At 68.1% G+C, this 16,734-nt stretch carries 17 protein-coding genes; 12 read left to right on the top strand and 5 right to left on the bottom strand.

All coding sequences use genetic code 11. The features are described from left to right. Positions 1-399 (top strand): murein hydrolase activator EnvC family protein (locus OZ671_RS21205; protein ID WP_268862562.1); only part of this gene is annotated, 399 nt, incomplete at its 5' end. A 286-nt stretch (positions 400-685) separates the two neighbouring features. Here the strand turns inward: OZ671_RS21205 and OZ671_RS21200 are convergent. Further along, a complete protein-coding gene (locus OZ671_RS21200; RefSeq protein WP_268862561.1) occupies positions 686-1,579 on the bottom strand; it encodes an ATP-binding protein in 894 nt (297 codons plus the stop codon). Between the two features lie 207 nt (positions 1,580-1,786). Here OZ671_RS21200 and yajC point away from each other — a divergent pair, with 207 nt between their 5' ends. The 5 genes from yajC (at position 1,787) to OZ671_RS21175 (ending at position 6,307) form a co-directional block, all read left to right on the top strand. Continuing rightward, complete coding sequence (yajC, locus tag OZ671_RS21195) at positions 1,787-2,116, top strand: preprotein translocase subunit YajC (RefSeq protein ID WP_038312098.1); 330 nt, start codon at positions 1,787-1,789, stop codon at positions 2,114-2,116. A 61-nt stretch (positions 2,117-2,177) separates the two neighbouring features. After that, a complete protein-coding gene (gene secD / locus OZ671_RS21190) occupies positions 2,178-3,794 on the top strand; it encodes a protein translocase subunit SecD (protein ID WP_038312100.1) in 1,617 nt (538 codons plus the stop codon). A gap of 25 nt (positions 3,795-3,819) precedes the next feature. Then, a complete protein-coding gene (secF, locus tag OZ671_RS21185; RefSeq protein WP_268862560.1) occupies positions 3,820-4,770 on the top strand; it encodes a protein translocase subunit SecF in 951 nt (316 codons plus the stop codon). A 1-nt stretch (position 4,771) separates the two neighbouring features. Then, positions 4,772-5,170: an Mth938-like domain-containing protein gene (locus tag OZ671_RS21180; RefSeq protein ID WP_268862559.1), complete on the top strand. Its 399-nt coding sequence runs from the start codon at positions 4,772-4,774 to the stop codon at positions 5,168-5,170. 276 nt (positions 5,171-5,446) lie between these two features. Beyond that, the gene (locus tag OZ671_RS21175; protein WP_268862558.1) at positions 5,447-6,307 is read left to right on the top strand and encodes a phytoene/squalene synthase family protein; all 861 of its coding nucleotides are present in this window, start codon (positions 5,447-5,449) and stop codon (positions 6,305-6,307) included. Between the two features lie 61 nt (positions 6,308-6,368). Here OZ671_RS21175 and OZ671_RS21170 read toward each other — a convergent pair whose 3' ends face one another. The 3 genes from OZ671_RS21170 to uvrA all read right to left on the bottom strand — a co-directional run bounded on the left by OZ671_RS21170 (position 6,369) and on the right by uvrA (position 11,004). After that, entirely contained in the window at positions 6,369-6,533 is a 165-nt protein-coding gene (locus tag OZ671_RS21170; RefSeq protein ID WP_103168553.1) for a DUF1127 domain-containing protein, read from the bottom strand. 128 nt (positions 6,534-6,661) lie between these two features. Beyond that, on the bottom strand, positions 6,662-7,939 hold the full coding sequence (locus tag OZ671_RS21165; protein WP_268862557.1) for an MgtC/SapB family protein: 1,278 nt from the start codon (positions 7,937-7,939) through the stop codon (positions 6,662-6,664). Between the two features lie 143 nt (positions 7,940-8,082). Next, complete coding sequence (uvrA, locus tag OZ671_RS21160) at positions 8,083-11,004, bottom strand: excinuclease ABC subunit UvrA (RefSeq protein WP_268862556.1); 2,922 nt, start codon at positions 11,002-11,004, stop codon at positions 8,083-8,085. 511 nt (positions 11,005-11,515) lie between these two features. Between uvrA and ssb the strand changes: the two genes are divergently transcribed. From ssb to OZ671_RS21130, 6 genes are all read left to right on the top strand, one after another. Further along, complete coding sequence (ssb, locus tag OZ671_RS21155) at positions 11,516-12,031, top strand: single-stranded DNA-binding protein (protein ID WP_268862555.1); 516 nt, start codon at positions 11,516-11,518, stop codon at positions 12,029-12,031. 41 nt (positions 12,032-12,072) lie between these two features. Then, the gene (locus OZ671_RS21150) at positions 12,073-12,570 is read left to right on the top strand and encodes a GNAT family N-acetyltransferase (protein WP_268862554.1); all 498 of its coding nucleotides are present in this window, start codon (positions 12,073-12,075) and stop codon (positions 12,568-12,570) included. 179 nt (positions 12,571-12,749) lie between these two features. Continuing rightward, entirely contained in the window at positions 12,750-13,145 is a 396-nt protein-coding gene (locus OZ671_RS21145; RefSeq protein ID WP_268862553.1) for a DUF2306 domain-containing protein, read from the top strand. Positions 13,146-13,278: 133 nt separating this feature from the next. After that, complete coding sequence (locus tag OZ671_RS21140; protein ID WP_268862552.1) at positions 13,279-14,478, top strand: multidrug effflux MFS transporter; 1,200 nt, start codon at positions 13,279-13,281, stop codon at positions 14,476-14,478. A 131-nt stretch (positions 14,479-14,609) separates the two neighbouring features. Continuing rightward, on the top strand, positions 14,610-15,458 hold the full coding sequence (locus tag OZ671_RS21135; protein ID WP_268862551.1) for a transporter substrate-binding domain-containing protein: 849 nt from the start codon (positions 14,610-14,612) through the stop codon (positions 15,456-15,458). A 101-nt stretch (positions 15,459-15,559) separates the two neighbouring features. Continuing rightward, the gene (locus OZ671_RS21130; protein WP_268862550.1) at positions 15,560-16,045 is read left to right on the top strand and encodes a GNAT family N-acetyltransferase; all 486 of its coding nucleotides are present in this window, start codon (positions 15,560-15,562) and stop codon (positions 16,043-16,045) included. Positions 16,046-16,054: 9 nt separating this feature from the next. Here the strand turns inward: OZ671_RS21130 and OZ671_RS21125 are convergent, their stop codons facing one another. Beyond that, entirely contained in the window at positions 16,055-16,678 is a 624-nt protein-coding gene (locus OZ671_RS21125) for a MarC family protein (RefSeq protein ID WP_038312124.1), read from the bottom strand. Between the last annotated feature and the right edge of the window lie 56 nt (positions 16,679-16,734).

Below are 16,734 nucleotides of genomic sequence, written 5' to 3'. Positions count from 1 at the left end.
GCCGCCGCTCCGGCATCGACGGCTTCGGCCGATCCGCAGTTCCGCTGGCCGGTGCGCGGACGGGTGATTGCCAATTTCCGTCCCGGCACGAGCGACGGCATCCGCCTGTCGGTGCCGGAGGGCACGCCGATCAAGGCGGCCGAGGACGGCGTGGTCGCCTATGCCGGCAGCGAGTTGCGTGGCTACGGCAATCTCGTCCTGGTCCGCCATTCCAACGGCTTCGTCACCGCCTACGCCCACAATTCGGATATCCGGGTGAGGCGCGGTGAACAGGTGCGGCGCGGCCAGACGATCGCCTCGGCGGGCCAGACCGGCAACGTCAATTCGCCGCAGCTGCATTTCGAGATCCGCCGCGGCGCCACGCCGGTCGATCCGATGACCTATCTCGGGTCGAACTGAGAGGGGCGGGTGGCGAGCAGTGAATAGGGAGTGTCCGGTCTTCCCGTCGTGGCGCCGAAATCGGCTGCGGACACGAGGCCTCGGAGCTCAATCGAACATTCGGCGGCCTGGCCGCCGGGACGAGTAGTCGATCAGCCCTTCTCCATGCGACCTCCAAAGGGGCTGGTCGTTTTCGGGGCGGCACGGCAGTGCCGCCCCATTTCATTTTGGCAGATGGCGAATGGCGCGTAGCGAGCAGGGCGGCGGCGAGCGGGCCGCATCCCCACTCGCCACTCGCTATTCGCCCCTACCCGTCGATCCGCACCTTCAGGCGGCCGGCGAGATCCTGGATGTACTGCCAGGCGACGCGGCCGGAGCGCGAGCCGCGGGTGGTCGACCATTCCAGCGCCTCGGCGCGGGTGATCTCGGCATCCTGGTTCAGGCCGAAATGGGCGACATAGGCGAAGACCATGGCGAGATATTCGTCCTGGCTGCACTTGTGGAAGCCGAGCCACAGGCCGAACCGGTCGGACAGCGACACTTTTTCCTCGACTGCCTCGCCCGGATTGATCGAGGTCGAGCGCTCGTTCTCCATCATGTCGCGCGGCAGGAGGTGGCGGCGGTTGGACGTGGCGTAGAAGATCACATTGTCCGGCCGGCCCTCGATGCCGCCTTCCAGCACCGCCTTCAGCGACTTGTACGAGGTGTCGTTGTTGTCGAAGGACAGGTCGTCGCAGAAGACGATGAACCGGTAGGTCGAGTTGCGCACCAGGGCCATCAAGGCCGGCAGGGTCTCGATATCCTCGCGGTGGATCTCGACGAGCTTGACGATCGCCTCGCCGCCGCGGGCGACCAGCCCGGCATTGACGCTGGCATGGGCGGCCTTGACCAGCGAGGACTTGCCCATGCCGCGGGCGCCCCAGAGCAGGGCATTGTTGGCCGGCAGGCCCTCGGCGAAGCGGCTGGTATTCTCGATCAGCGTGTCGCGCGAGCGGTCGATGCCCTGCAGCAGCACCATGTCCACGCGGTTGACCCGCTGGACCGGTTCGAGCCGGAGCCCGGCCGGATTCCAGACGAAGGCGTCGGCCGCCGCGAAATCCGGGGCGGTCAGGCTCGGCGGGGCGAGCCGCTCGAGCGCCGCGGCGATGCGCGAGAGGGCCTCGGTGGCGGGCAGAAGAGCGCGGACGAGATCGTCGGACACGGGTCGAACTCCAGTCAAAGTCCCGTGTCCATTGCACCAGCCGGGCGGTTCGATCAATTACCGGACTGGAAAGAGCGCCGCGCGCAACCCACATGGCTCGTTCAGGCCGCGAGCGCCGTTGCAATCGACGGTTTGGCGGCTATAGTCCGCGCGAATTTCCAGACCTGCCGCGCTGATGCGGCAGGATTCCCATCAAAAGGACAGTCCATGTTCATCACCCCGGCCTTCGCGCAGACCGGATCGGGTTCAACCGGCGATCTTCTGCAGACGCTGCTCCCCTTTGTGCTGATCTTCGTGATCATGTATTTCCTGATCCTTCGGCCGCAGCAGAAGAGGGTGAAGGCGCAGCAGGAAATGCTGAAGAACCTCCGGCGCGGCGACCAGGTGACCCTGTCCGGCGGCGTCATCGGGCGGATCACCAAGGTGATCGACGACTCGACGCTGGAGATCGAGATCGCCGACAACGTGCGGATCCGGGCGGCGAGGCAATTCGTCGCGGAGGTCCGCTCGAAGGGCGAGCCGGCGGAAGAGAAATAACAATGCATCGGCGCGCGCCCGCGTGAGCTGCGCGCCGCACGCGGCCTAGGAACGACAGTCGATGCTCAACATCGTGCGCTGGAAAGCGACCCTCATCCTGGTGACGGCCTTCGTCACCATGCTTCTCGCGGCGCCCAATATCATGCCGCAGTCCTGGGTCGACCAACTGCCGAAGGCGCTGCGCACGCATATGACGCTCGGCCTCGACCTGCAGGGCGGCGTTCACCTGATTCTGCAGGTGGATGCCGATGCCGTGCGCCGCGAGCGCCTGGAGGCGCTGCGCGAGGATGTGCGCCGCGTGCTGCGCGACGCCCGCGTCCAGGTGCAGAGCGCGACGTTCCAGGGCAATGGCGTGGTGGTCCGCCTGCGCGAGGGCCAGAACGCAGAGCTTGCCAATACCGAGCTGCGCAAGATCCCGCAGCCGCTCGGCGGCGTGTTCTCGACCTCGGGACAATATGATTTCGAGGTCAGCCGCCAGGGCGACGTGTTCACCGTCAATGCCACCGAGGCCGGCCTCAGGGACCGCCTGACCCGGGCGGTCAGCCAGTCGATCGAGATCATTCGCCGGCGCGTCGACCAACTCGGCACCACCGAACCAGTGATCCAGCGCCAGGGCGCGGACCGCATTCTGGTCCAGGTGCCGGGCGAAAAGGACCCGCAGCGCCTCAAGAACATCATCGGCACCACCGCCAAGCTCGAATTCCGCCTCGTCGACCAGTCCATGCCGGTCGAGCAGGCCCTGGCCGGCCGGGCGCCGGCTGACTCGATCGTGCTCTACGAGGAGGTCAAGGACAACGGCCGGGTCGTCCAGCAGGTGCCCTACCTGATCCAGCGCCGGGTCATCGTGACGGGCGAGGATCTCGTCGACGCCCAGGCGGCCTTCAACGCCCAGCAGGCCGAGTGGGTGGTCAATTTCCGCTTCAATTCCAGCGGCGGCCGCAAGTTCGCGCAGGTGACGCAGGAGAACGTCAACCGACCCTTCGCCATCGTTCTCGACAACAAGGTGATCTCCGCACCGGTCATCCGCGAGCCGATCCTTGGCGGTTCCGGCCAGATTTCCGGCCGGTTCACGGCCGACAGCGCTGCCAACCTGGCGTTGCTCCTGCGCGCCGGCGCGCTGCCGGCGCCGCTCACCGTGGTCGAGGAGCGGACCGTCGGCGCCTCGCTCGGCGCGGATTCGGTGACCGCGGGCACACGGGCCGCCATCATCGGCTCGATCTTCGTCGTGATCTTCATGTTCATGACCTACGGCCTGTTCGGCCTGTTCGCCAACATTGCCGTGGTGGTCAACGTCACCATGATGTTCGGGCTGCTCAGCCTGGTCGGAGCGACGCTGACCTTGCCGGGCATTGCCGGCGTCGTGCTCACCGTGGGCATGGCGGTCGACAGCAACGTGCTGATCTTCGAGCGCATCCGGGAGGAGGCGCGGCACGGCCGTTCGGTCATGGCCGCCATTGACACCGGCTTCACCAAGGCCATCGGCACCATCATGGACGCCAACATCACCCAGTTCCTGACCGCGGTGATCCTGTTCTATCTCGGCACCGGACCGGTGAAGGGCTTCGCCCTGACGCTCGGTCTCGGCATCATCACCACCATGTTCACCGCCATCACCTTCACGCGGTTCCTCGTCGTCCTCTGGCTGCGCTGGTTCAAGCCCGTGCGCATCCCGATGTGACCCGCGCGAAAGGGAGATCTTGACCGTGCGCCTTTTGCGACTCGTCCCGGACGACACCAAATTCGGTTTCATGCGATTGCGGCCGATCGCATTCGCCCTGTCGATGCTGATCACGCTGGCGACGATCGCCGGCTTCCTGATGTTCGGCCTGCATGTCGGCATCGATTTCAAGGGCGGCACCCTGGTCGAACTGCAGGCCAAGAGCGGCACGGCCAACATGGTCGACCTGCGCACGCGTCTGAGCGCGCTCAATATCGGCGAAGTGCAGCTTCAGGAATTCGGCGGGCCGGCGCTGGTGCTGGTGCGCTATGGCGAACAGCCGGGCGGCGACGAAGGCCAGCAGGCGGCGCTCCGCCGCGTCCGCCAGGCGGTGGAGTCCGACTACGAGGAGCGGCGAACCGAGGTCGTCGGCCCGACGGTCTCGGCGGAACTCGTGCAGATGTCGGTGGTCGGCCTGATCCTCGCGATCCTGGTCGTGCTGATCTACCTCTGGTTCCGCTTCGAGTGGCAGTTCGCGCTCGGCGCCATGGTGGCGACCCTGCACGACATTACCGTGGTGGTGTTCTTCTACGTGCTGACGCGCGCGGATTTCGACATCACCTCGATCGCCTCGCTGCTCACCATCGTCGGCTATTCGCTCAACAATACCGTCGTCATCTACGACCGCATCCGCGAGCTGCTGCGCAAGCACAAGAAGATGCCGATCGACGAACTGCTCGACGAGGCGATCAATTCGACGCTGGCGCGCACGACGATCACCCATATGACCACCTTCCTGGCGCTGCTCGGCCTGTTCTTCTTCGGCGGCGAGGTGATCCGTGGCTTTACCTCGTCGATGCTGGTGGGCGTGATCATCGCGACCTATTCGTCGCTGCTGATCGCGGCGCCGATCCTGGTCTATTTCGGTCTCAGGACCGGCGGTTTCGCCCAGTCGAGCGCCGCGCCCGCGCCGGCCGCTGACAAGGTCAAGGCCTGACGTGGCGCGCGGCGAGCCGGTGCGGCGGCTGCATGACGGGTTCGTCCCGGGCCGCTTCGCCGTCGACGCCTACGGGCGGGGCGGCTTCCGCTTCGCCGAGATGAGCCACCAGGGCTCCATCCTGGCACTGCCCTCGGGCATCCATGCCTGGGAGGCCCGGACGCCGGCCGATCTTACGCCCGAGGCCTTCGCCAAGGTGATCGCCGAGCGTGACGCCATCGACGTGCTGCTGGTCGGTGCCGGGGAACTGCCGGTGCCGATGGCCGATGCGGCCCGCTGGGTTCTGCGCGATGCCGGGATCGGCGTCGACGTGATGACGACCGGGGCGGCCGCGCGCACCTACAATGTGATGGTGGCGGAAGGCCGCCGCGTCGCGGCAGCGCTCCTTGCCGTCGATTGACGGTGCGGCTGTCAATCCGATTCGGAACAATGCGCCATCCGCCTGGAATGTCGGGGATTTCGCGCGGCGCGCGGCGGCCGGTCCGAGGCTTCGGCACGGATTTGCGCCATGCTGCGGGAACGCGCCGTTGCCGGCAGGCGGCGCCAATTCGGGAGCCACGCGCAACATGCCGGTTCTCAATCGCGTTCCAGCTTCGAAACAGCGGCGGTTGCTGATATCGAAAGCGGACGAATCGACCAGGCAGACAGACGGGCGACAGCCGGCATGACGCATGAGATGACCGACGCGTTCCGGGCCTGCGAGGACCTGGTGCGGACGGCGGACAAGGATCGCTGGCTGGCGGGCCTGTTCGCTCCCGCGCCGTTCCGAGCCGACCTGATGGCGCTCTATGCGTTCAACGTCGAAGTCGCGGCGGTGCGCGAGCGCGTTTCCGCGCCCCTGCCAGGCGAAGTGCGCCTGCAATGGTGGCGGGATGTGATCAACGACGAGGCGCGGGGCGACGTCTCCGGCCATTCCGTCGCGGCGGCGCTGACGGACGTGATCCGCCGGCGGCGCCTGCCGGTGAAGCCGTTCATCGATCTGATCGATGCCCGGGTCTTCGATCTCTATGACGATCCGATGCCGACGACCGGTGATCTCGAAGGCTATTGCGGTGAGACCTCGTCGGCGTTGATGCAGCTCGCGGCGCTGGTCCTGGCCGACGGCCGGGATCCCGGCACGGCGGACATGGCGGGCCATGCCGGCGTCGCCTATGCGCTGACCGGCCTCATCAGGGCCTTTCCGCTGCAAGCCTCGCGCGGCCAGATCTTCCTGCCGGCCGACATCATGGAGCGGACCGGGGCCGCACGTGCGGACATTCTGGCGGGACGGATGACCGAGGGTATTGGCCGGGCCCTCGAGGAACTGCGGTCGCTGGCGCGCCGCCACGTCAAGGCGGCGGAGGCGCTGGAACCCGGCGTTTCGGCGGAGGTCGCGCCGGCTTTCCTCGCGGCGAAGCTCTGTCCGGCCTATCTCGACCGGATGGCAGGTTTCATCCGCGCGCCGTTCCAGAACAGCGTGGAACTGCCGCAATGGCGACGCCAGTGGCTGCTCTGGCGGGCGGCGCGGCGGGCACGGCCGGCGCCGCGGCTCGCCTGAGGCGAGCCCGCGTTCCGGCCGGATCGAAAGGGAAGGGGCCGGCGCGGCCGGCCCGCAATGCTCAGGCCGAGCGCGACGCCTTGCGGGCGAGGAACTCGATCTCACCGCGCTGGAAACCCATATCGGCCAGCGAGCGGTCGTCGAGCTGGGTCAGCTCGGCCTTGGTGCGCTGATAGGTCATCCAGGCTTTGAAGCGGGTAACGAGGGCGTTGAACAGGTACAGCATGTCGGTATCTCCAGGCGGATCGCTCGAGCGTCCCTCCCGTGACGTTCGCTGCGCCTGAGATAGTTGCGTTTTCGCAGTTGCGAAGAGAAAATGCTGCACTGCAGCTATGCGCCAATGCAGTGCCCGCCTCAGGAGGCGAGGCTGCCCGCCGCAAGGCCGCCGAGACCCGCCGCCATGGCAGCCAGCGAGCTTGCGGCGAAACGCCAGGCGAAAGCGTGGCTGCCGAGCATCAGGCCGTAGCCGACCTTGGCGAGCGTGTTGGAGGCGACCGCAGCCAGGATGGCAAGGCTTGCGGTCTCGACCGCGAGGCCGCTGCCGATCATGCCGGCGACCGTCAGCGTTGCGGCATCGACATCGGCGAGGCCCGCCAGAACCGAGACGACGATGATGCCGGCATTGCCGAACCAGGCGGTCGCGGCGCGCGCCAGGAACCCGATCACTGCCAGGAGCAGTGCCATTTGCAGGACCGACCAGAGTTCGAACGGATTGCGCGCGCTCTTGGCGGCCTCGGCGCCGTCGCCGCCATTTCGGGCCAGAGCGCCCGCCGCTGCCAGCATGACGAGCGCGCCAGCCGTTAGCGCCGGCACGAGCAGGCTGGTAAGGCCTGGCGCGAGCGCCATGACCAGCAGGCCGGTGCGGATATAGGAGATGGCGCCTGCGGCGAGCGCACCCGCCGCGAGCAGGCCGGGAGCCGGCTCGACCATCGACCGGCGGGCATTGGTCAGGGTGAGGGCGGTGGACGACAGCAGACCGCCGGCCGCGCCCGCCAGCAGCTCGCCGTAGCGGCCGCCGACCAGCTTCACCGCGACATAGCCGGCGAACGAGATCGAGGCGAGCAGGATGGCGAGCGTCCAGATGCGGGCGGGCGAGAGGCCGCCGAACGGACCGACCGGGTCGGTCGGCACCAGCGGCAGCACGACCAGGGTCATGGCGAGGAGCATGATGGCCGAGCGCAGCTCGGGCCAGGTCAGCGTACGCATGAAGCCGTGCAGCGCCTCGCGGCTCGCCAGCACGCCCGCCAGCACCACGCCGCCGGCCGCGGCGATGCGCATGTCGCCGAGCACGGCGACGGCGCCGAGGACATAGGTCAGCATGGCGGCGACCGCCGTGGTCGCGCTGAAATCCTTCTCGGCAGCGGCTTCGCGCAGCTTGAAGCGGGTGAAGGTCGCGGCAAAGCCGAGAAACAGCCCAATCAGGACCAGGCCGGGCACGCCGCCCGTCGCCTTCAGGGCCTGTTCCAGGAGGCCGGCGCCGCCGCCGAGCATGCCGATGAGCGAAAAGGTCCTGAGGCCGGCGGTGCGCTGGCCTTCCGGCTCGTCGCGCTCCCGCCAGTGGCGTTCCACGCCCACCAGCGCGCCGATGGCGATGGCTACGCCGAAGCGATGGAACAGTTCGAGGTCGGTCATGACGGGTTAGTGGCGAGTGGCGAGGGGCGAGGGGCGAGGGGCGAGGGGCGAGTATGAAGCTCTGCGAACTCCAGACAAGGGCGGCCCGGCCTCCGCCGGCCAGCGGTGCAATTCCTACTCGCTACTCGCCATTCGCTACCCGCTTATTCCGCCGCCTCGATCTTGGCCTTCATCGGCCGGCGCGCCAGCACCTCGGTGAGGAAGCGGCCGGTATGGCTGCGCGGCTCGCGCGCCACGGTCTCGGGTGGGCCGACCGCCACGACCTCGCCACCGCCGTCGCCACCCTCCGGTCCCATGTCGATCACCCAGTCGGCGGTCTTGATGACCTCCAGATTGTGCTCGATGACGACAACCGAATTGCCCTGGGCGACCAGTTCGTGCAGCACTTCCAGGAGTTTCGCGACATCGTGGAAATGCAGGCCGGTGGTCGGCTCGTCGAGGATATAGAGCGTCCGGCCCGTGGCCTTGCGCGACAGTTCCTTGGACAGCTTGACCCGCTGCGCCTCGCCGCCGGAGAGGGTCGTCGCCTGTTGGCCGACATGGATATAGCCGAGGCCGACCTCCGAGAGCGTCTTCAGGATGTCGCGCACCCGCGGCACCGCCTTGAAGAACTCGACGCCCTCGTCGACGGTCATGTCGAGCACGTCGGCGATCGACTTGCCCTTGAACACCACTTCAAGCGTTTCGCGGTTGTAGCGCTTGCCCTTGCAGACGTCGCAGGTGACGTAGACGTCGGGCAGGAAGTGCATCTCGATCTTGATGACGCCGTCGCCCTGGCAGGCCTCGCAGCGTCCGCCCTTGACGTTGAACGAGAAGCGCCCCGGCTCGTAGCCGCGCGCCTTGGCCTCGGGCAGGCCGGCGAACCATTCCCGGATCGGCGTGAAGGCGCCGGTATAGGTGGCCGGATTGGAGCGCGGCGTGCGGCCGATCGGCGACTGGTCGATGTCGATGACCTTGTCGAGATGCTCGACGCCCTCGATCCGGTCGTGCGGGGCAGGGGCTTCGCTCGCCCCGTTCAGCTTGCGTGCCACCGCCTTGTAGAGCGTATCGATGAGCAGCGTCGACTTGCCGCCGCCGGAGACGCCGGTGATGCAGGTGAAGGTGCCGAGCGGGATCTCGACCGTGACGTTCTTCAGGTTGTTGCCGTGGGCGTTGACTATTCTGAGCGTCCGGCCCTTCTGCGGCTTGCGTCGCTTCGGCGTCGGCACGAACAGCTCGCCGGTGAGATATTTGCCGGTGAGCGACTTCGGGTCGCGCATCACCTCCTCGGGCGTGCCCTGGGCGACGATCCGGCCGCCATGGATGCCCGCGCCGGGGCCGACATCGACGACATGGTCGGCCTGCAGGATGGCGTCCTCGTCGTGCTCGACCACGATGACCGTATTGCCGAGGTCGCGCAGCCGCTTCAGCGTGCCGAGCAGACGTTCATTGTCGCGCTGGTGCAGGCCGATCGACGGTTCGTCGAGCACGTAGAGCACGCCGGTCAGCCCCGAGCCGATCTGCGAGGCGAGCCGGATGCGCTGGCTTTCGCCGCCCGACAGCGTGCCGGAATTGCGCCCGAGGGTGAGATATTCGAGGCCGACATCGACCAGGAAGCGCAGGCGGTCGCGGATCTCCTTGAGGATGCGCACCGCGATCTCGTTCTGCTGGGCGGTGAGCTTCGGCGGCAGGGCCGAGAACCATTCGTTGGCGGCGCGCACCGAGAGCTGCGAGATCTCGCCGATATGCGCCGCGGCGATCTTCACCGCGAGCGCCTCGGGCTTCAGCCGGAAGCCGGCGCAGGTCTTGCAAGGCACGGCCGAGACGTAGCGGGAGATCTCCTCCCGCGCCCATTCGCTTTCGGTCTCCTTCAGCCGGCGCTCGAGATTGCGGACGACGCCCTCGAAGGTCTTGGTGGTCTCGTAGGAGCGCAGGCCGTCGTCGTAGCGGAAGGTGACGGTCTCCTCGCCGGTGCCGAACAGGATCGCGTCGCGGGCCTTTTCCGGCAGCGAGCGCCAGGGCGCGGTCAGCGAGAAGCCGTAATGCTTGGCGAGGGCGTCGAGCGTCTGGGTGTAGAAGGGCGAGCTCGACTTCGCCCAGGGCGCGATGGCGCCCTTGCGCAAGGTCTGGTCCTTGTCGGGAATGACGAGGTCGGCATCGATCGTCTGCTCGACGCCGAGGCCGTCGCAGGCCGGGCAGGCGCCGAAGGGATTGTTGAACGAGAACAGCCGCGGCTCGATCTCCGGGATGGTGAAGCCGGAGACCGGGCAGGCGAACTTCTCGGAAAAGATCACCCGCAGCGGCTCCCCCTTGGCGTCCTTGCCCTCGGCAAATTCGATGATGGCGATGCCGTCGGCGAGCTTCAGCGCCATTTCGAAGCTGTCGGCGAGGCGCGTCGCCATGTCCGGCCTGACTACGATGCGGTCGACCACCACGTCGATGTCGTGCTTCAGCTTCTTGTCGAGGGCCGGCACGTCGGGGATCTCGTAGAAGGTGCCGTCGACCTTGACGCGCTGGAAGCCCTTCTTCTGGTATTCGGCGAGTTCCTTGCGGTACTCGCCCTTGCGGCCGCGGACAGCCGGCGCCAGCAGGTAGAGGCGCGAACCCTCGGGCAGGGCCAGGGTCTTGTCGACCATCTGGCTCACCGTCTGGCTTTCGATCGGCAGGCCGGTGGCAGGCGAATAGGGCACGCCGACGCGCGCCCACAGAAGGCGCATATAGTCGTAGATCTCGGTGACCGTGCCGACCGTCGAACGCGGGTTCTTCGACGTCGTCTTCTGCTCGATGGAAATGGCCGGCGACAGGCCGTCGATCTGGTCGACGTCCGGCTTCTGCATCATTTCCAGGAACTGGCGGGCATAGGCCGACAGGCTTTCGACATAGCGGCGCTGGCCTTCGGCATAGATCGTGTCGAAGGCCAGCGAGGACTTGCCCGAGCCGGACAGGCCCGTGAACACCACCAGGGCGTCGCGCGGGATGGTCAGGTCGACGCCCTTCAGATTGTGCTCGCGCGCGCCGCGCACGGAAATCACCCGCTGGTCGGGGCGCCGGACGTCGTCGCGGAACTTGTCGAAAAGGTCGGTCATAGAACGGGTCCGTTGAACGCGATCACGACGTGGTCTCATCCCGGGAGAGGCACATGCCGGCGCGTTCGCGCGCGAGCGCCCCGGTGGAGATCAAGGCGGAAAACCAAAGCCCCAAGGTAGAAACCGTGAACGCCCGCCGCCAGAGGCGCCGGCACAGGTGATGGCTGATGTGCACAGGTTGCGTCCGACGATTCGGGGCGGGAGAGCGGCTGGACCTTAGCGGGGCTTGCCAAGTCGCACAAGAACAAATAATGAACACGAGGCCGTGGCATGGTCTCCGCCGCGCCGGTGCAGACAACCGGCCGGGCCGGTCGGCTCCGCGGCCGTGGCGCGGCAGGGGCGGTCGCGAGGCGGCCAATTCCGGCCTCCTGCGGCGCCAGGGCGGGAAACTGGGGATAGATCGGCCAATCCGGCGGCCGTGCCGTGACGGCGCCGGCCGAACATGGGATGGCTCCGGCAGGTTCAGGCTGAAAGCGCCCCGGGCAGAGGCTGCGGGGAGAGGGAGAGCGAGATGGCAGGCAGCGTCAACAAGGTCATCCTGGTCGGCAATCTGGGCAAGGATCCGGAAGTCCGGCGGATGAACAACGGCGAGCAGGTCTGCAGCCTGCGCCTGGCGACCACCGAGAGCTGGCGCGACAAGGGCTCGGGCGAGCGGCGCGAGCGCACCGAATGGCACGCCGTGGTGATCTATAACGAGAACCTGGTGAAGGTCGCCGAGCAATACCTGCGCAAGGGCTCCAAGGTCTATGTCGAGGGCCAGCTGCAGACGCGCAAATGGCAGGACCAGTCGGGCGTCGAGAAATATACGACCGAGGTGGTGCTGCAGCGCTTCCGGGGCGAGATGGTGCTGCTCGATGGCCGCGGCGGTGGCGGCGGTGGCGGCGGCAGCGACTATGGCGACGACAGCTTCGGCTCGTCCGGCGCGCTCGACAACCGGTCCGGCATGGGCCGGGCGGAAGCCCCGCGGCGGCCGGCGGCGCCGGCCGGCGGCGGTGGCCGCATGGACGACGACGAGATCCCGTTCTGAGCGGCGGACGCTGATCCCGGCTTCGGGGAGGGGGCCCGGCCATGCAGGTTTCCCTCCGTCGGGCCACCCCAGCCGATCTCGCCTTCATCATGGCGAGCGAGCGCCAGCCGGCTTTCGCCGGCATGGTCGGCCAATGGCCGGCCGAACGGCATGAGGCCGCGATGGCCTCGGCGGATTTCGCCTATCTGGTCGGCTCCGCCGATGGCGGCCCGCCGGGCGGTTTTGCCATCCTGCGCGATCTCAACAACCGTTCCGACAATATCGGCCTGCAGCGCATCGTCGCCGCTGCGGCCGGCCAGGGCTTTGGCCGGCCGTTCCTGACGGCCGTCGTCGACTGGGTGTTCACCGAAACCGCCTGCCACCGCTTCCTGCTCGAGGTCTGCACCGACAATGCCAGGGCGCGCCATGTCTATCGTTCGCTCGGCTTCGCCGAGGAGGGGCTGCTGCGCGAGGCGGTGAAGCGGGCCGATGGCAGCCGCGTCGACCAGGTGCTGATGTCGCTCCTGCGGCCGGAATGGGCGGCAGCCCGGCGCGGCTAGCGTCCGCCATGATCAGTCATGCCATGCGCGCCGCAAGCCGCCCGGCAGTCCGGTGCGGCCGCGGTGGCCTGCGCACTCGGCCGGAGGCGGGCTGCGCCGCGGAGCGGGCAGGGGCGATTGACAATTCGGAATGTAAAGTTTATTTACTTCACATTCCCCCTCGCACCACAGGTGCCGCCGTGACCCTCGCTCCCTTCCTTGCCGCTCCCCTGATGATCCAGCTCCATGCCACGGCGGCACTTGCCCTGATCCCGCTCACCCTCGTCCAGTTCCTGCGGGTGAAGCGCGGACTGTTCCACCGCGCGGTCGGCTGGACCTGGGTGGTCCTGATGGCGGTGGTGGCGCTGTCCTCCTTCGGCATTCACCAGATCCGGCTCGTCGGCCCGTTCAGCCCGATCCACATCCTCTCGGTGATCACCCTCGCCGGCCTCGTCGGCGCCGTGGCCGCGCGGCGTCGCGGCGAGATCGTCCGCCACCGCCGGATCATGATGATGGTCACGGCGGGCTGGGCGGTCGCGGGTCTCTTCACCTTCCTGCCCGGGCGCCTGATGGCCGCCATGACCTGGGCCGGCTGACACGCCATTGCGTCATCGCACCGTCGCGGCATCCGGGTTGATACGGGACCGGCAGCCCTTGCGCCTTGCGCGCCGCACCCGACATGTGCGAAGCCGCCTGCCGCTTTCAGACCATACTTCGAGGATGCAGTGCATGCACAGCTTTGCCCGTAACGCGTTCATTCTGGGCTTGCTGGCTGCGGTCGGCCCCTTCGCCATCGACATGTATCTGCCGGCGTTGCCGGCCCTCGCCGCCGATCTCGGTGCCGGCACGGCCGGCGCGCAGATGACGCTGATGACCTTCATGGCCGGCTTCGGCCTCACCCAGATCTTCTACGGCCCGGTCTCCGACATGGTCGGGCGCAAGCCGCCGCTCTATTTCGGCCTCGCCCTGTTCACGCTGGCCGGGATCGGCTGCGGCCTGACGCGTTCGATCGAATGGCTCATCGCGCTCCGGTTCGTCCAGGGCGTCGGCGCCGCCTCGGTCATGGTCGTGCCGCGTGCCATCATCCGCGACCTGCATACCGGGGTGGAGGCGACGCGGCTGATGACCCTCGTCATGCTGGTGATCAGCGTCTCGCCGATCTTGGCACCGCTCGCCGGCAGCGGCCTCATCGCGCTGTTCGACTGGCGCGCCATCTTTGCCGTCCTGACGGTCGCGGCCGTCCTCAGCCTTGCACTGACGGCCCTGGCGCTGCCCGAAACGCGTCCGCCGGCCGAGCGCATCCGCAGCGACCTGCAGACCGTGCTGTCGAGCTACGGGCTGTTGCTGCGCGACCGGCATTTCATGGGCGTCACCTTCATCGGCGCGTTCGGCATGGCGAGCTTCTTCGCCTTCCTCGCCAATTCCTCGTTCCTCTACATCGATCGCTACGGCCTGACGCCGACGCTCTACAGCATCGCCTTCGCCGTCAATGCCATCGGTTTTATCGGCGCCTCGCAATTCAGCGCCATGCTCGGCGAGCGGTTCGGCATGGGGCGGGTCATCGTCGGCGCGAGCCTCGGCTCGAGCGTCATGGCGCTCCTCCATCTCGCGCTGCTGGTCAGCGGCCAGGAGAGCCTTGCCGGGCTGGTGATCATGCTGTTCCTGACCTTCGCCTTCCAGGGCCTGGTCATTCCCATGAGCATGGTGCTCTCGCTCGAGCGGCACGGACCGATCGCCGGCATGGCCTCGGCGCTCGGCGGCACGCTGCAGATGGCGACCGGCGTGGTGATGATCGTGGTGGCGAGCCTGCTGTTCGACGGAACGGCCCTGCCCATGGTCGCGATCATCGCGCTCGCGGGTGTCGCGGCCCTCGGACTCGCCTGGATCACCCTGGTCGTCGGCGAGCGCGCGGTTGCCGACGCCGGTTGAGCGCGCCGCGGTCGCGGCCGCGTGAGAGCTGTTGAACAGGCTTGAATTGCGCGGCGGCGCTCCATTCGCTAGGCCTGCCGGAGAAGGCGAACAGCGACGCGCTTCGCGCCGCATCCCGCCGGGAGGCCGCCATGGCCGAGCACGGATCCAGCCGGGACGTGGTCCCTGTCGGCGCGCGCCGGCCGCAGTCCTGGCTGTTCGCCCTGATGCTGGCGCTCGTTGCGCTCATGCCGCGCGGCGCCGGTGCCGGCGAGGCCGGTGCCGTGCTGGCGCCGACCGGCGTCCTGCGGGTCGGCTATATCGACGGCAATCCGATCCACGCGGTTCGCGATCCGCGCTCCGGCGCGCTGACCGGCATCGGTCCGGCGCTCGCCGGGGAACTTGCCCGTGAACTCGGCGTCCGGCTCGACATGATCGGCCTGCGCGGCAGCGAAGCGGTCGTCGCGGCGCTTGGCGAGGGCCGCATCGACATGGCGCTGCTCGCCGACAATCCCGTACGCCGGCGCGAGGTCGACTTTTCCGACGTCTATCTGCTCAACCCGCAAGGGATCGCCGTCCGTGCGGCCTCGCCCTTGCGGCGGATCGCGGACCTGGCGCAGCGGCCGGTGCGGATCGGCGTCAGCGCGGGCGACACGGTCGGCGTCACCCTCGCACGCGACTATCCCAGCGTGGTGGTGGTGCCGATCGAGGGCAGCGGCATCGCCGGCGCGCAGGCGATGCTGGAAATCGGTGCCGTCGACGGCTTTGCCGCTGCCAATGCACGGCTCCTCAGCCTCATCGAGGCGATGGAGGGGGCACGGCGGCTCGAAGGCGACATTGCCAGCACGCCACAGGCCCTCGCCGTGCGTCAGGGCCGTCCGGCCGCTGTCGCCGTACTCAATGCCTTCCTGGCGCGGATCCGCGCCGACGGCTTCCTCGACCGGACCGTCCGGGTCGACAATGCCCGGACCGGTGCCGTGGCGATCTCGGCCCGGCCCTAGATCCCGAAGCCGGCAAAGGCCCGGTCGCCGCCGCCGCCTCGTCGCGCTAAGATCCGCTCCTGCCCGCCGTTCATGCCACGGCCGGGCCGGAGGCGATCCGCATGCCGATCGAGGTGAGGGCGGCAGACCTCGGCGATCTCGCGCTCCTGGTCGCGCTGAACCAGCCCGCCCAGAGCCTGCACGCTGCGCTCTGCCCGGAGGATTTCAAGGCGGAGCCGGATCCCGAGGAGATCAGGGCCTTCTTTCGCGCGCAGCTCGGCGAGCCCGGCAGTCTGATGGCGATCGCCTGGATCGATGCGGTCGCCGCCGGCTATGTCTGGCTCGATGTCGCCGTGCAGCTTGAGACGGCATTCCTGCGCGAAAGATCGTATCTCGTGGTGCAGCAGCTCGGCGTCGCGCCGGGCCTCAGGCGGCGGGGCGTCGGACGGGCGCTGATCGGCTATGCCGAGCAGGTGGCGCGCGACCGCGGCCTCGGCGGGATCGATCTCGGCACCTGGGCCGCCAACGCCGAGGCGAGGGCCTTTTTTGCCGCCGTCGGCTTCGTCACGGCCAGCCTCGTGCTGCGCCGGCCGGTCGGCGGCGGATGACCGGCCGCGTCAGGCGCGGATCGCGGCGCGTATGCCGTCAATGATGAACTGCACGGCCAGGGCCGCCAGGATGATGCCGAGCAGGCGCGAGACCACGACATTGCCGAGCGTGCCGAGCAGGCGGTTGACCCTTTCGGCAATGCGCAGGCACAGCCAGGACAGGACGATGACGACGGCGAGCACGGCGATCAGGCCGGCCATCAGGCTCGGGCTGCCGCCGGTCTGGCCGGCAAGCAGCAGGGTGGCCGCGATGGCGCCGGGGCCGGCCAGCAGCGGTATTGCCATGGGAAAGGCCGCCACCCGGATGATGTGGTCCTTGTCGATCTCCTCGCGCTCGACCGCGCTCTTGCGGCCGGCGCGCAGGCCGAAAATCATCTCGAAACTGATCGAGAACAGAAGCAGTCCGCCGGCAATGCGGAAGGCCGGCAGCGAAATGCCCAGCCGGGTCAGCAGCCATTCGCCGAAGAAAGCACAGAGCGACAGCAGGACGAAGGCGATGACGCTGGCGCGCCAGGCGACCTGCCGGCGCTGGTCGGCGGAGAAGCCCTGGGTCGTCGCCAGGAAGATCGGCACGAGCGCCAGCGGCTCGACGATGACGAGCAGCGTCACCAGCGCATTGGTCAGGAATTCCATGGCTTTCGCCCCCCTTGAAGGCCACCGCGCCGGCTCCTTTGTGCCCATTTCGTGGC

Origin of the sequence: Phreatobacter sp. AB_2022a, from assembly GCF_026847585.1 — a bacterium.
Taxonomy (GTDB): domain Bacteria; phylum Pseudomonadota; class Alphaproteobacteria; order Rhizobiales; family Phreatobacteraceae; genus Phreatobacter.
Note: the sequence above shows the minus strand (reverse complement) of the source record. Positions and strands in the feature narration are given on the sequence as shown.

Excerpts from the sequence above, each read along its gene's own strand:
- yajC (WP_038312098.1), top strand. The coding sequence starts at position 1,787 with ATGTTCATCACCCCGGCCTTCGCGCAGACCGGATCGGGTTCAACCGGC.
- secD (WP_038312100.1), top strand. The coding sequence starts at position 2,178 with ATGCTCAACATCGTGCGCTGGAAAGCGACCCTCATCCTGGTGACGGCC.
- OZ671_RS21175 (WP_268862558.1), top strand. The coding sequence starts at position 5,447 with ATGACCGACGCGTTCCGGGCCTGCGAGGACCTGGTGCGGACGGCGGAC.
- OZ671_RS21170 (WP_103168553.1), bottom strand. The coding sequence starts at position 6,533 with ATGCTGTACCTGTTCAACGCCCTCGTTACCCGCTTCAAAGCCTGGATG.
- OZ671_RS21165 (WP_268862557.1), bottom strand. The coding sequence starts at position 7,939 with ATGACCGACCTCGAACTGTTCCATCGCTTCGGCGTAGCCATCGCCATC.
- uvrA (WP_268862556.1), bottom strand. The coding sequence starts at position 11,004 with ATGACCGACCTTTTCGACAAGTTCCGCGACGACGTCCGGCGCCCCGAC.
- ssb (WP_268862555.1), top strand. The coding sequence starts at position 11,516 with ATGGCAGGCAGCGTCAACAAGGTCATCCTGGTCGGCAATCTGGGCAAG.
- OZ671_RS21150 (WP_268862554.1), top strand. The coding sequence starts at position 12,073 with ATGCAGGTTTCCCTCCGTCGGGCCACCCCAGCCGATCTCGCCTTCATC.
- OZ671_RS21140 (WP_268862552.1), top strand. The coding sequence starts at position 13,279 with ATGCACAGCTTTGCCCGTAACGCGTTCATTCTGGGCTTGCTGGCTGCG.
- OZ671_RS21135 (WP_268862551.1), top strand. The coding sequence starts at position 14,610 with ATGGCCGAGCACGGATCCAGCCGGGACGTGGTCCCTGTCGGCGCGCGC.
- OZ671_RS21130 (WP_268862550.1), top strand. The coding sequence starts at position 15,560 with ATGCCGATCGAGGTGAGGGCGGCAGACCTCGGCGATCTCGCGCTCCTG.
- OZ671_RS21125 (WP_038312124.1), bottom strand. The coding sequence starts at position 16,678 with ATGGAATTCCTGACCAATGCGCTGGTGACGCTGCTCGTCATCGTCGAG.